This is a genomic window from Vibrio sp. SCSIO 43136, from assembly GCF_023716565.1.
In the GTDB taxonomy this organism is placed as follows: domain Bacteria; phylum Pseudomonadota; class Gammaproteobacteria; order Enterobacterales; family Vibrionaceae; genus Vibrio.
The window spans coordinates 825,179-839,445 of sequence record NZ_CP071849.1; the positions used below are offsets into that span (position 1 = coordinate 825,179).

The window sequence follows — 14,267 nt, forward strand, 5'->3', positions numbered from 1 at the left end:
CTTGTATTTATGAAGAGTGCTTTTGGGAATATGGCGGTAGTCGTTTGGACAACGGGTCAACATTGTGTCATGTTTAAGCTGATTACTAGAGCCAGTTTAGAGGGCTAGTGAATCCAGCTAATACAGTTTGACGAGCTGGAAAAATATGAGACATAGATTGAAGCATGATGTATCAAACACTGCTGTTGCTTTAAAACTGGAAGTTCATCACAGTTAGGACTGACCACTTCGATTACCCTCAGCTCAGTAATATCTCTATCCACTTTGCAGGTTAAAGCGCATGTTTCACGGTAACAATACTATTGCTGAAATTCGCCAAGCGTTCTATAGCGCTGTTTCCTGCTGCACATCTGTCACTCTTATCGGTTTTTATGCTCTTAGCCGTCACGCTCTAAGTGAATGGTGTAACGAGTAGCCCATCTCCCATGTGTAATCACAAGTAAAGCTCCGCTTCCCCCGAACCGGAGAGGCTTTGCTGTCGGTTAAATTCTTGACTAATCAACCTTGAACTATTTGAAGAAGCTTATGTTCTTTGAAGGCGTCTTGCGCTCGATAGGTTGGTTATATCAGATTTTTTGTTGTAAACCTATCAGGATGATTTGATGTTACAGCTGATTAAAAACGTACAACTTTTTGCACCACAAGCGCTTGGACTATGCGATCTTCTGATCTGTGGCGAAAAAATCCATCAGATTGAGAGTGGTGGCTTTGATGTACCCAGCTTTATTGATGTTTATGATGGGCAAGGGAAGTATTTGACCCCCGGTTTTGTCGATGGACTAACCCATATAATCGGTGGTGGTGGGGAGGGAGGGTTTGCCAACCGCACTCCAGAGATCAATGCCCAATATATGCTCGAACACGGGGTGACTAGCTGTGTTGGGGCGTTAGGCACAGACTCCATCACTCGCAATCTATCTAATCTACTTGGGAAAAGTCGAGAGCTGACAGAGCTTGGCGTCTCAAGCTATTTCTACAACGGCTCCTATCACTATCCGCCCGAAACTCTTACAGGCAGTGTCGAAACAGATCTTGTCTATATCCCTGAAATTGTCGGGTTAGGAGAAATAGCTCTTGCCGATCATCGTGGATCGTTGCTCACTTTTGCCGATCTCTACTCACTCGGACGTAAGGTTCGAACATCAGCCAATCTAGCGGGTAAGAAAGGTGTGATTTTCTGTCATCTAGGCGATGAACCTGAACAGTTAGATTTATTAAAGAAAGTGGTATCAGAAACAGAGCTGCCACACTCATTTTTTGTCCCAACTCATATCAATCGTAACCCCCAATTATTCGATACTGGTATTCAATACGCATTGGATGGCGGCTTGATTGACTTAACCACCAGTACCAATGAAGACCTGCTTCAAGATGGCGAAGTCGCCTGTGCCAAAGCATTAGCTGCTGCGCTTGAAGCGGGAGTGGATATTAGCAAGATTTCATTGAGTTCTGATGCCAATGCGAGCTTGCCTCGTTTTGATGCGGACGGCGAGGTCATCGGTATCGACTGTGGCGATATCTCTAGCCTTTTCGAATCGGTTAAACAAGCGGTTACCGAATACCAAGTACCTTTTGAACTGGCGCTTCAATCTATCACCTTAAACCCAGCAAGAAACCTTGGTTTGGAATCAAAGGGTCAGATCCGAGCTGGATTTGACGCCGACCTTGTACTTGTTGACCCACAATCACTTTCAGTTGAGCAAGTCTGGAGCAATGGACTTACTCGCATATAACTCACAGAATATTTAAATAGAAAAGGAATACCTATGACAACTCAGACTGAAACACAAACAAGACGACGGACATTTAAGATGCCGACCGTGTATACCTTGTTGTTTATCATCACCGCATTAGTGGTTCTGATGACATGGTTTGTACCAGCAGGCAAATACGACTATTTAACAGCGGATACTCAGCAGCTAATCAAAGCGAAAGATGTTGCGAGCTACTCTGGTGGTGAGCGCTTATTACCAGTACCAGGCTCTTACACTGAGCTTACCAGTAACCCGCAAGGCATAGGTGCTCTGCTTGAGGCTCCGCTCACAGGTTTTGGTGAAGCCAGCTCGATCATCCTTTTTGTCCTCATGATTGGTGGTTTTCTTAATGTGACCATCCGCACAGGGGCGATGGACGCAAGCGTTGCAGCAATGTCACAGCGATTTGCTGGTCGTGAGCAGTGGCTTATCCCAATCCTAATCTTTATCTTGGCTGTGGGTGGTAGCACCTATGGTATGAGTGAAGAGACAGTGAGCCTTTGGGTGATTTTGCTACCTCTGTTCATCGCTGCTGGCTACGACCGTTTGGTTGTTGCAGGTATTATCCTACTTGGTAGTGGCATCGGTGTTGCGACTAGTACAGTGAACCCATTTGCAACTGGTGTTGCTTCTCGCTTTGCAGAAATTCCTCTAGGCGATGGTATCGTTCTGCGTCTAGCAAGCTTTGCCATTTTCTATCTGATCACCTGCGTTTTCATTATGCGTTATGCAGCAAAAGTGAAAGCAGATCCTTCTGCTTCGCTGTTAAGCGATATCAATTTTGATGACAAGTTTTCTAAGCAGCCAGAAGTCGAGGAATACACCACTCAACACAAACTCACCATGACAGTTTTCTTCGGTGCGTTTGGCTTGATGATCTACGGTGTGATCCCTTGGGAAGATATCGGTGTTACTTTTGTGCCTGCGCTAAATTGGTGGCTAAAAGAGCTGTCGGTCATCTACCTAACAGCGGCATTGATCATTGGCCTTATCAACCGCATGCCAGAAGGAGAGTTTGTTAAAGCGTTTATCTCTGGCTGTAAAGATATGATTGGTGTGGTGCTCGTAATTGCAGTGGCTAAAGGTATCAATGTCGTGATGAACGATGCAAACATCACCGATACCATTCTAAGCTGGGCTGAGGGTTTGGTCGTTGGCCTAAACAGCGGTGTATTTGCGGTGGTTTCTTATGTCGCTCATATTTTGCTCGCTTTCTTTATTCCTTCAAGCTCTGGCCTAGCAACGGTATCTATGCCACTGATGGGGCCAATAAGCGATCTAGCCAATGTTGATAGAAACATTGTGGTGACAGCATATCAAATGGGGTCGGGCTGGATTAACCTGTTTGCTCCAACGGCAGCAACGGTGGTAGCAGGCTTGGCGATTGCGAATATCCCTTACGGTCGATTCCTTAAATGGGTTGTGCCATATATCGGCGCAATCTTTTTAGGAAGTTGCATCGTACTGTTTATAGCTGCCTAACTTGGAGCGCACCTCTATTTCGTCGGCATTTTAATGTCTGAATGTTCTTGGGCGTATGCTAGCGCTTATGCCCAAAAACGTCATATCCTTGAAAGTAGAGGCTTATCTTTACTGCAGTAGATTTGGCCTTGGGTATGTAGATTTAGTCCGCCACTTTATAAGCGATAGGTATGGGCTGCTCGCAGTTCATTATATGGTATTGCGCTAACTGAGATCAGTTCATCTCTTTGTTAAGTTTTACTTGTATTTATGAAGAGTGCTTTGGGGAATATGGCAGTAGTCGTTTGGACAACGGGTCAACCTGTCCTGATGTTCTGCATCACTTTTGACGTAGTTGGTTAGCGGCAGAACTTCTATTGCTATTTTGTCCGAATCTTCTCTCGAAGATAGGTAGTGTTTTGCTTCATCTAGGTGTTTTGGCATCATGCTATATATACCAGTGCGATACTTCTCACCTACGTCTTCACCTTGCTTGTTGATACTGTATGGGTCGATGATTTCAAAGAAATAATCCATTAGTCGATTTACAGTGATCAATTGGGGATCAAACTCGGTTCGTACACATTCAGCGTAACCATCATAGTCACTTCGTGTGGTTGACGAGGTACCATTTGCACGGCCAGCTTCTGTATGAATTACACCGGGTAGATGACGAATATACTCTTGAACACCCCACAGGCAGCCACCAGCGATATAGATTTCTTCCATCAGGACTCCTCGATTAAGGGCTAGGAAGCTAGCCCTTTAATCTAATACGTATTATGCCGTGCGAGAAAGCAAGCTTGCCGGGCGAGCTTTGGCAATTGCGGATGTAAGAAGGCCTGCAATGATACATTTGATAATATCGCCAGGAATGAAAATCGTCACTAGTGCGGCTGATTCCATCAACGTCTTCTCCAGTACAATGGACATACCAATGATGCCGAAGAAGTATAGAACGACAATACCGCCAATCGCTGATGCGATGCCAGAAACGACCGCAATTGAGCCTTTGCGCCATTTTTCAACAATGAGCCCAGTTACGAATGCCGCAGCTACCCAGCCAAATAGGAATCCACTTGATGCGCCAACAAACAGACCCAAGCCACCACGGCCACCGGATAGTAGAGGCAAACCTATCGCGACGAGTAGCAAAAACAGCAAGACTGCTAGCGCACCGCGTTTAGCCCCTAAAATTGTGCCGCATAACATGATACCGAGACTTTGTGCGGTAATAGCAACACCAAAGCCAAGCGTGATCTTAGGGATCAAGCCCAATGCTGCAATCAATGCTGCAAATAGGGCGATGTAGGTGACATTTTTTTCCATGTTAGTTTTTCTCCTGAGGGTTGATGCCACCACGAGCTCGCAGTGCCTCTGCGACTCTATCGGCGTCATCTAAAGCAATAACAGTGAATGGTGTGACGGTTTTCCAACCAGAACGGCGAGTTGTTCGGGCGCGCCACGCCCAAGATAAGTTTTGTCCTTTTGCGATTAGAACGGGTGTCATTCGAATCACCAATGCAATAGCAAGTTCCAGAGCTTTGGTGTTAAGCCCTAAACGCTGAAGTGGTTTAGTCACGTAGTGCACAACATCAATCATATCTGACAAGCGTGTGGTCATAGTCACCAAGTTAGCCAGCGCTACTGTAGAAACGAGCCTTAATATGATGGTGGTACCGGTGACGATTTGTTCAGTAGCGATATGCCAGACTAAAACGATGAATACAAATGGAAGAATAATTTTAAGATGTTTCCAGCCGCTCAAGAAAAACACCTTTCCTGGCAGCAGGTAAAGCGCTCCAATCGTCACCAATATGAATAGGTGTACTGCTAGGTTTTCAATATAGAACAATCCTAACGTCGCAAAACAGAGGGCAGCAAGCTTAGGCCCTGCGCGCCATTGGTGCGCTCGGGTTTTAATTGGAGAGGTTAGAGATATCATCGCTTTCTCCAATTTTATGCATTGCCTCTAAGTACTTTGGCAAGACTTCTGAAGGCTCTCCAAGCGCTTGGACTTGTCCCGCTTCTAACCAAAGCAGCTGGTCGTAGTTATTGAGATCATCGGGATCATGAGTAATGTGGATCAGTGCACCACCAAAACTGTCTAGATAACGTTGAAGCTGTTTTTTAGTTGGTATATCAAGGCCTGCAAAGGGTTCATCGAGGATAATCAGTTTCGGCTTCATTGCAACCACTGCCATCAAACATACCAAGTGCTTTTGACCTTGTGATAGGGCTGAGGTGTGGATGTCTTTCCAGTGACTTTTTCCAAAGCTTGCCAATGTGTCTAATGCGTTTTGTTCTGCTTGAGACTTGTCTTGTCCCAGTTGACGTAGTCCAAAGCTCAGCTCTTCTATGACGGTTGGGAAAATGATCTGGTGATCTGGGTTTTGAAAGAGTAAACCGATGGTTTGTACCGCTTGAGCTCGGTCTTTATACGGGTTGAAGCCCGCTATCCGTAATTCACCACTACCAACTTCGACCAAGCCAGACAGCAGTCGAGATAAAGTTGATTTTCCAGAGCCGTTGCGACCAAGTACACCAAGTCGTTGGGTTTCTATATCGACATTAAGGTCTTTGAGTACTGCTTTACCGTCAATATCGAGGCTAACATTGCAAAGCTCTATCTTGCAGGCATGATCTTTATCGTACTGAAATTTTTCTTGGTTATTCATAGGTATACTGGTTGGGTGAAACTTAAATGGAAGCTATCCGACGTAGCCGCGCTGCATAGTATCAAGTTGATATTCTAGGGTAAACCATTTAGGTGGTCAGCTTAGTTGTACCAACTTGTTGGACAGTCGAACTTAATTAAACGCTAATAGTTATCGGGGTTTATCAGGGTCAACAGTAACAAACTGGAAAATCGATAACTCTATTTGGGAAATGTATAAGTCATCGAAATAGCCAGCACCTAAAATAGCGGCAGTTAATAAAGGTGTCTCCTTTATGGTCTAGGGTGATAGAGCGAGGGTTTCGAAGTGAAAGTGTTTAAGCATGTGCTGCTGCCAATGTTGGTTTTGGTGCTAATCGGTTGTTCAACTGTGGGTAGCGAACGTCAGCCTTTGAATACGTCTGAACAATACTACGATTATCTTCAGCCAACGTTCGACCAATATGTAGATGCGACCACTCAATGGTTAGAATCTCACCGCAGTTTTATATCTGATGATCGCAAACGTGAGCTTGGTATGAACGCTCCTTTCGCCAAAGGGGATGTGAATTCGGATAAAGCGATTTTGTTGGTTCACGGATTGGGAGATTCTCCGTTTAGCTTTAGTGATATTGCCAACTCGTTGGTAGAACAGGGATTCTATGTTCAAGTTGTTCTGTTACCCGGTCACGGTAGTGACCCGCTTCATATGAATATGGTTAATTATCAAGACTGGCAAGATCTGGTAGACCACTACGCAAATTTACTTAAACAGGATTATCAACAAGTATGGTTGGGAGGCTTCTCTACCGGTGGCAATTTAGTCTCGATTCACACCATCGATAACCAAGGCGTTGCTGGCTTAATGTTGTTTTCTCCGGGGTTTAAGACCGTTACTCCTTTTTTGGAGAAGCTAACTCCTCTCGTTGGGTTGTTCACTGACGGATGGTTTGCGGAAGAAACTAATATGGCTAAGTATAGTTCTGGGCCGATAGCGAGTGCGCTTGCTTATTCGGAAAGTGCTGAGATTTTTAGAAAGAAAATTGACCAGACTAACATTGATGTTCCTACATTATTAGTGGCAAGCGAGGCAGATAGCGTGATTGATGCAAAAGCGCTGCACCAGTATTTCCATAAGAACTTTACACACGAAAACAGTAAATTGGTTTGGTATGGCGATACAGACCAATTGGCAACCTTAGCCAAGACAGAAGTTTACTCAATGCATCGAGATGATTTAAAGATCAGTACAGCATCACATATGAGTTCATTGTTTGCTCCGACTAATGCATATTACGGTCAACACGGCGAAAAACTGATTTGCGAAAACAACCTAAGTAGTAAAGATACCAAGGCGTGCCAATCTGGTGAGCCTGTTTGGTTTTCTGCATGGGGCTACAGTGAGAAAGGCCGGGTTTATGCACGCTTAACTTGGAACCCTTACTATTCGCAACTAGAATCAACCATTAAAGAAATGGTGCATTGATCAAAACGTTTGCCTCTTTAATGCAGGAGCCTTTCATGAGTCATAAGCTTCAAATTCGTAATATTTCGGAACTTCATAGAGCATTAGGGTTACCAAAACCAGTCCACCCGCTGGTGACGGTCTTTAGACCTTCTGAGCTCAATCAAGTGATAGAGGAATCGGTCACCATAGGTTTTGATCTTTACATTATCTCGTTAAAAGAGAGCGCTAATTGCACAGTAGGTTATGGACATACAACCTACGATTTCGAAGAGGGCACTATGTCTTTTTTTGCTCCTGGCCAAGAGGTTTGGGTAGATGAGCAGCCCGAAAGTAACGTAGAAGATACCAAAGGTTGGACATTGGCATTTCACCCTGATCTGATAAGCAAAACCGATCTGGGCAATAAGATGTCTAGCTTTACCTTTTTTGGTTATGAAAGTAACGAGGCACTGCACTTGTCAGAGCGAGAGCGGTCGATGGTGACCGATATCGCCTTGAACATAGGCAATGAGTGTGAGATGAATATGGATAACCATACGCAGTCTTTGATCTGTTCAAACATCGAGCTTTTGCTTAAGTATTGTGTGCGTTTTTATGATCGCCAATTCATGGTTCGTTCGAATCTCAATCAAGATCATATCGATCGATTTAGTCGTTTCCTCAACGATTATTATCAAAGCGATAAACCGTTTGAGCAGGGAATACCCACCGTCCAGTATTGCGGTAAGGAGCTCGGTTTGTCGCCTTATTACTTAAGCGATTTGCTTAAAAAAGAAACCGGCAAAAATGCCTTGGAGCATATTCATCTTTTTTTGGTAGAACGAGCAAAATCACTAATGCTGGATACTGCGCAAAGCATCACCCAAATTGCCTACGAGTTAGGGTTTGAATATCCGCAACACTTTTCTAAGCTGTTTAAGTCAAAAACGGGTATGAGCCCAAGGGAGTTTCGAACCACTACTTGATTAAGCCATTGTTGTTATAAGGTTTATTGATTAAGCGCAAGCCAGAGAACAAGGAAGTTGTTAGAGTCTGGCTTCATTTTAGAACAATAAGCCAAACACAATATGACCATTACTCCAGAAGAGCGTGACGCTGTTTATAAAGTTATCCATTCCCGCCGTGATGTCCGCAGTGATTTTATTTCTGACCCTATTCCGCAAGAAGTACTTAATCGAATACTTATGGCGGCTCACCACGCACCGAGTGTCGGTTTTTCCCAGCCATGGGATTTCGTATTAGTCACAGACACTAAGATCAAAGAGAAAATTAAACTTGGCTATAACCAAGCGAATCAAGCGTCAACTGAGATGTTTGAAGCTTCAAAACAAGAGCAATACCAGTCGTTAAAGTTGGAAGGCATTTTAGAGGCACCACTTGGAATTTGCGTTACATGCGACCGCAAACGTAACGGACCGGTCGTGATTGGAAGAACCATCAAACCTGAAATGGATCTTTACAGTACGGTTTGCTCGATTCAAAACATGTGGCTAGCAGCACGTGCTGAGAATATTGGTTTAGGGTGGGTTAGCATTTTGCACGATGATGTACTTAGAAATGCACTTAAGATCCCTGAAGATAAGGTTATTGTAGCTTACTTATGTCTAGGCTATGTGTCTAAGTTCCATCAAACTCCAGAGCTTGAGCAGTGCGGTTGGCTGCCACGAGCAGAGCTGGAGTCTTTGATTCACCACGATCAGTGGAATAGCTAGCTGCTCCTTGACGATAGGTGATAGAGCGACTGTACTCGATAAATTGTCTTTAGGAGGCGCTTATAATGCCTATTGCCCAATGTACAGTATCTCAACATCTCAATGTAAACCACGATAGTGCTGCGAAAGTTTATCAGCGCTGGCAGCACTATAGTTCAATCTACAGTGACGATATGTCGGTGGTTTTTACTCGGGCTGACGGCATGGCGGGTCAGGCCTATCATGTTATCGCTCAGCTCTATCTGCCCTCAATATGGAATGAACCTCAAATCCAACAGCTGGGAACCGGTTTATCCCAAGCGATTATTGAATCGTTTGGATTAGAAGATAAGGACGTGATTGTGCTCATTCATATCCTTCAAACCGCGCGAGTGGTTGATGGCAACCAGCTACAAGAATGGTGAGTTTTCGATGTTCAACGAACTGATTTTGAAAAGAACTTGCCAAATGTAAGGTCTATTCCAAAAAAGAACGCTGAGACTTTCCTATAATTGAGTAATGTAACAACAGTGTATTTTAAGTACTGACGCTGCATTCTATATTGCTATCAACGTTGAAATGGAACATGACCGACCCTCTCCAAAATACGACAAGTAACAAGACAGTACATCAATCTAAAGTTGAATCCACTCGGCTGCTTTACGCCAATACTGTAAGTGGGCTAGCGATATCTTTTATTGCTAGCACGGCATTGGTATTCGGGTTCGATGGACAAGGTGATGAAGGAAAAGTGATTTGGTGGGCCTTGATGATGGTGTTGCTTTTAGTGCGTAGTATCGATGCATTTCGATACCATCGGAGTTCACTTGACGAACAATTTGTCAATATTGATTCCAATAGGGTTAGATTTTGCGTCGGTGTGGCAGTAACCGCAGTAATGTGGAGTGGTTACGCCGTCACTTTTTATCCTTTCACTAGCGTTATCGAACTTACGTCGACGATAGTCTTGATGTCTGCGATGGCAGGTGGTGCTGCAAACATACTGTCTGGAAGCAAGCGAACTGCGATGTTTTACAGCGCAGTTCTTATCATTCCCTTGTCGTTAGTGCTCATGTTTTCGCAAGCCGAGTATTACGTAACGCTTGGAGTGCTCGGTGTACTATTTGCTGTTGTGATGATTATGTCGTCGGCAAAATCTGCTACGTTCACTGAGCAAGCTATCAGTTTACGTTTTGAAAACACCGAACTGTTAGAAAAGATGGAGCAACGAGTAGAAGAGCGAACCGAAAAAATATATCGGCTTTCGAGCATTGACCCGATGACAAACTTCTTAAACCGCAAAGCATTTTTTTCAACCGTTGCAACAAAAATTGCAGCGCATTCCAACGAGAAGTTTGTCTTGTTTTTTATCGACTTAGATGGCTTTAAGCAGGTTAACGATAGTTTGGGGCATGAAGTCGGTGATATTGTGATTAGAGAGACATCGCATCGTATTAGCGAACTTTGCCCTGACCCAAATAACAAGTGTCGCTGGGGTGGTGATGAATTTCTGATCATAAAGAAAATCAGTGATGGGTACGATCCAAATGATTTCGCAACTCAGGTCATTGAGCAAGTAAGCCGACCTCATATCGCTAAAAATTTTCGTGCTAGCGTTGGCGCTACCATTGGCATCGCACTCTACCCTGAGCATGGGGATGACCTTGACACGTTGATCCAAAGTGCAGATATGGCGATGTATCAACAAAAGCGTATGCGTAAAGGTTTGCCAAGGATATTTGACCAGTCTTTGCGTAATCAGGTGGTTAGAGAGCATAGACTCAGTGAGCTACTTGTACAGGCGATAGAACAAGATGACCTGCGTATGGTGTACCAGCCAATAGTTAAAGCAACTACCAGAGAGGTCGTGTCATTAGAGGCGCTTATCCGCTGGAATGTAAATGGAGAAGAGATATCTGCGACAGAACTTATTGATATTGCAGAGCAGTATGGTCTGATTTCAAAAATCGGCCTATGGGTGGTTGAAAGAGCTTGCTCGCAAGGGAAAGATTTCATTACAAGAGATCCCAAACTTACTATCAGTATCAATGTGTCGGTGTCGCAGCTGCTGGATCGTCAATTTGTAGACAATATAAAATGCGTACTTGAACGGGTAAACTTCCCAGCAAATGCATTAAATATTGAGATTACGGAGTCTGTGTTCGCTCATGATAAACAGGCCTTTTTACGAGCAATCAGTGCGTTGCAAAAACTCGATATTCGAATATCGATAGATGATTTTGGGACGGGCTATTCTTCGTTATCTAGTATGCTTGATATTGGTGTGGATATCGTGAAAATCGACAAGAGTTTCATTCATAATATGGATGAAAGAGGGGTGAGTATCATAGACGCAGTGGTTCAGATGGCATCATCGCTGAACTTTCTTGTCGTGGCCGAAGGTGTAGAAACTAAGGAGCAGGCCGACCAACTCAGTGCCATTGGTATTTCATATCTGCAGGGTGACTATTTTACCAAACCCATCGAAGCCTCGAACGTTAAGCATTTCTTAAGACAAAACCAACAAGCTCAAGCATAGCCATCAACGGTTCTACAGTCGATTGAAGATGGTTACTCGATTGCGACCTTGACGTTTCGATTCATACAGTGCTTGGTCAGCGACTTTAATGTAGTCTTTGATCGTGCTTTTGACACTCGGCTTAGTAATCACTGCGCCAAGTGATATTGTAAGGTGTAGCTTCTCTTTACTCTCACTTTCAATCGGCTGAGCTTCAACGGCTTGTCTAACGGTATTCAGAGTTTCATCAATGGTCTCTGAGCTTGGGTTATAGATTATCCCAATAAACTCCTCTCCACCGAATCGACCTAATATGACGTTCTTATTCGCAAACTGTTTCAGTACTTTAGCAACTTGTTGTAGTGCGATGTCGCCGGTAAGGTGACCGTGTGTGTCGTTGACGGATTTAAAATGGTCGATATCCATAAGCACTACAGCAATAGGGGACTCTTTTAAAATTGCTTTGAAATGCATCGCTCTAAACTGCTTTTGATAGTGGCTACGATTAGGCAGTTCTGTGAGCATATCAAGCTCCGAGTGGCGCTTTAATGCCTGTTCAGTCTCAGTGACTCGATTGAGTAACGATTCAAGTTGGAAGTAGTCTTGAATCCTGCTGGTGGACTGTTTGTAGAGGAAGCGGTTGAAAAACACAAAATGCAGTAAGCCAATGAAGATGACAATGCTGACCAACTTACCCTCGGGGGCAATGGCAAAATGTATCAGTATCGGAAGAAACACTGCGACGTAGTAGCCGATATAGCTGGCACGACTGAGGGTTAAGAATGGGAAGCCATAAAAAGCCACCGCACTTATCACGATGATGGAAGCCAGAGTGATATCAATCTGATTAAGTTGCAGTACTAAGTAGCCCACCACGCCCCAGCACAATCCATTTATTGTGGGTGTAAGCGCAAAAAGAAGATCAAAAAAGTTGTGACGCTCGGCAAATTGGTCAATTCGAGATAGTAGCCATTTTTGATGAAAGTAGCGTGAGGCGATGCATACCAATAGGATGAGATACCAAACAATACTCATCCAACCTAACGAGGACAGCGTTGCCAAAGCGATCGAAAATCCGCCACCAACTAGCGTATGGTTAGCCGTTGCCTGTGGCAAATAACTAAACGTGCGTTTATAGCGTTCAACAAATACTTGATGCGGAATTTGATTCATTATTATCACAGATTCTGAAGTTATCCCTTCGCTCAAATTTCAAAAGATAAAGTCAGACCTATGCCATGAGAGTAGTAAAGGAGCGAAATTCTACACCCAAAGTATTAGAATTTCAGTTCTCCTCGGCAATAAAGTGGGCAATATGAGATATAGCGTATGTCATATTGGCGGTTCTAGCCAAAAATCTCGTCAGTTTTTGCTGCACAAACAAAATCGTTATTATGTAACCCCTTAATTGAATGACTCCACCATTCAACAGTGACAGCGCCCCATTCTGTCAAAATGCCGGGGTGATGTCCTTGCTCTTCGGCCATTGCACCGATGGAGTTTGTGAATGCCAGTGCTTGACGAAAGTTCTTGAATTTATAGTGACGGCGTAACCGATTTATGCCGTCGACAGTAATAATTTCCCAATCGGTGAGGGAACATAACAACTGTTGTTGCGTATCTGGTGAAAGTGGGGTCGCTTCAGGGCTGCAGGCCTCACAGCTTTGTAAGTGAAGATCTACTGTCATAATTTACTCTATTGTTGTTTAGGTGGGTAAAGAGGGTCATGAAGCCCTAATGCTTGTGCTTGTTGTACACATTTCATCAGGTCACACTTCGCCAGTTCGAAAAGCTGCTCGATATGCTCGATGGCGAAATAAATCGGTTGCATGATGTCGATGCGATACGGAGTCCTCATGACATCGACAACATCAAAAGGTTTAATTATAGGTGTACCTGAATATACGTATTGCGTCTCTCCTGGGCTGGACAAAATACCACCCCCATAAATCTTTATACCCTCGTTGGTTTGTAAAAGACCAAACTCCACAGTAAACCAGTAGAGTCTTGCGAGAAATATTCTCTCTTCATGAGTTGCGGCTAAACCTAACTGACCATACCTATGAGTGAACTCGGCGAAAGCAGGATGAGTAAGCATCGCACAATGACCAAAAACCTCGTGGAAGATGTCGGGTTCTTCCAAGTAATCGAGCTCTTGTTCGGTTCGGATAAAGGTCGCTACTGGAAATTGCTTTTGTGACAGTAGGGCAAAAAAAGTATCGAAGCTAATCAATGCTGGCACCGCTTTACATTGCCATCCGGTGGCAGCCACTAAGGTTTGATTGAGTTCAGTAAGTTGCGGGATCTGGTCATAAGGCAAGTTTAAAATGTTAAGACCCGTCAAATACTCTCGACATGCTCTTTGTTCAACATGCTTGCGTTGTCTGGTGATCAAGGTATGCCAAACTTGATTTTCTTGGCTGCTCCAACCAATCATTCCTTGACTATTAGGCGACTTAGATTGGTATTGAGTAAGTGTCGTCATGTCACAATCCTCAAGTTATCTATTGATATAACTATTGATGTGGCAGGTGGCGATGTCGAATTTCATGACGAATCTTAGTTTAATCCTCCTGTAACAAATGCTTTACATATGTGTGAGGAGGATGGGGTTTTAGCAAGTTTTTCCTTATGAGCGTCGAGTAGTGCTTTGTGCCATCAATGGTTTGTGTAAAATACAATGTTTGTCAATTATGTTTGTTGGTTTGGTACATCAGGG

General features: G+C 43.9%; 14 protein-coding genes. 7 read left to right on the forward strand and 7 right to left on the reverse strand.

Going from position 1 to position 14,267, the window contains the following annotated elements; all coding sequences use genetic code 11:
* The first annotated feature begins 602 nt into the window (after positions 1–602).
* Both iadA and J4N39_RS18555 read left to right on the forward strand, forming a co-directional pair.
* On the forward strand, positions 603–1,733 hold the full coding sequence (gene iadA / locus J4N39_RS18550; RefSeq protein ID WP_252026687.1) for a beta-aspartyl-peptidase: 1,131 nt from the start codon (positions 603–605) through the stop codon (positions 1,731–1,733).
* Between the two features lie 33 nt (positions 1,734–1,766).
* Positions 1,767–3,236, forward strand: a complete 1,470-nt coding sequence (locus J4N39_RS18555; RefSeq protein WP_252026689.1) for a YfcC family protein — start codon at positions 1,767–1,769, stop codon at positions 3,234–3,236.
* A 237-nt stretch (positions 3,237–3,473) separates the two neighbouring features.
* Here J4N39_RS18555 and J4N39_RS18560 read toward each other — a convergent pair whose 3' ends face one another.
* The 4 genes from J4N39_RS18560 to J4N39_RS18575 are packed head-to-tail and all read right to left on the reverse strand — an operon-like array spanning position 3,474 to position 5,893.
* On the reverse strand, positions 3,474–3,944 hold the full coding sequence (locus J4N39_RS18560) for a peptide-methionine (S)-S-oxide reductase (protein WP_252026691.1): 471 nt from the start codon (positions 3,942–3,944) through the stop codon (positions 3,474–3,476).
* Between the two features lie 51 nt (positions 3,945–3,995).
* On the reverse strand, positions 3,996–4,544 hold the full coding sequence (locus tag J4N39_RS18565) for a biotin transporter BioY (RefSeq protein ID WP_252026693.1): 549 nt from the start codon (positions 4,542–4,544) through the stop codon (positions 3,996–3,998).
* Position 4,545: 1 nt separating this feature from the next.
* A complete protein-coding gene (locus J4N39_RS18570) occupies positions 4,546–5,160 on the reverse strand; it encodes an energy-coupling factor transporter transmembrane component T family protein (RefSeq protein WP_252026695.1) in 615 nt (204 codons plus the stop codon).
* Positions 5,135–5,893, reverse strand: a complete 759-nt coding sequence (locus J4N39_RS18575; RefSeq protein ID WP_252026698.1) for an energy-coupling factor ABC transporter ATP-binding protein — start codon at positions 5,891–5,893, stop codon at positions 5,135–5,137. The genes J4N39_RS18570 and J4N39_RS18575 overlap by 26 nt, the downstream gene beginning before the upstream one ends.
* Before the next feature lie 306 nt (positions 5,894–6,199).
* Between J4N39_RS18575 and J4N39_RS18580 the strand changes: the two genes are divergently transcribed.
* The 5 genes from J4N39_RS18580 to J4N39_RS18600 all read left to right on the forward strand — a co-directional run bounded on the left by J4N39_RS18580 (position 6,200) and on the right by J4N39_RS18600 (position 11,569).
* Positions 6,200–7,357, forward strand: a complete 1,158-nt coding sequence (locus tag J4N39_RS18580; RefSeq protein ID WP_252026700.1) for an alpha/beta hydrolase — start codon at positions 6,200–6,202, stop codon at positions 7,355–7,357.
* 35 nt (positions 7,358–7,392) lie between these two features.
* Positions 7,393–8,304: a helix-turn-helix domain-containing protein gene (locus J4N39_RS18585; RefSeq protein ID WP_252026703.1), complete on the forward strand. Its 912-nt coding sequence runs from the start codon at positions 7,393–7,395 to the stop codon at positions 8,302–8,304.
* 102 nt (positions 8,305–8,406) lie between these two features.
* The gene (bluB, locus tag J4N39_RS18590) at positions 8,407–9,051 is read left to right on the forward strand and encodes a 5,6-dimethylbenzimidazole synthase (RefSeq protein ID WP_252026705.1); all 645 of its coding nucleotides are present in this window, start codon (positions 8,407–8,409) and stop codon (positions 9,049–9,051) included.
* 65 nt (positions 9,052–9,116) lie between these two features.
* On the forward strand, positions 9,117–9,455 hold the full coding sequence (locus tag J4N39_RS18595; protein ID WP_252026707.1) for a hypothetical protein: 339 nt from the start codon (positions 9,117–9,119) through the stop codon (positions 9,453–9,455).
* Between the two features lie 161 nt (positions 9,456–9,616).
* Entirely contained in the window at positions 9,617–11,569 is a 1,953-nt protein-coding gene (locus J4N39_RS18600; RefSeq protein ID WP_252026710.1) for a putative bifunctional diguanylate cyclase/phosphodiesterase, read from the forward strand.
* A 12-nt stretch (positions 11,570–11,581) separates the two neighbouring features.
* Here J4N39_RS18600 and J4N39_RS18605 read toward each other — a convergent pair whose 3' ends face one another.
* The 3 genes from J4N39_RS18605 to phhA form a co-directional block, all read right to left on the reverse strand.
* A complete protein-coding gene (locus tag J4N39_RS18605; RefSeq protein WP_252026712.1) occupies positions 11,582–12,721 on the reverse strand; it encodes a GGDEF domain-containing protein in 1,140 nt (379 codons plus the stop codon).
* Between the two features lie 173 nt (positions 12,722–12,894).
* Complete coding sequence (locus tag J4N39_RS18610) at positions 12,895–13,236, reverse strand: 4a-hydroxytetrahydrobiopterin dehydratase (protein WP_252026714.1); 342 nt, start codon at positions 13,234–13,236, stop codon at positions 12,895–12,897.
* A gap of 8 nt (positions 13,237–13,244) precedes the next feature.
* Positions 13,245–14,033: a phenylalanine 4-monooxygenase gene (gene phhA, locus J4N39_RS18615; RefSeq protein WP_252026716.1), complete on the reverse strand. Its 789-nt coding sequence runs from the start codon at positions 14,031–14,033 to the stop codon at positions 13,245–13,247.
* Between the last annotated feature and the right edge of the window lie 234 nt (positions 14,034–14,267).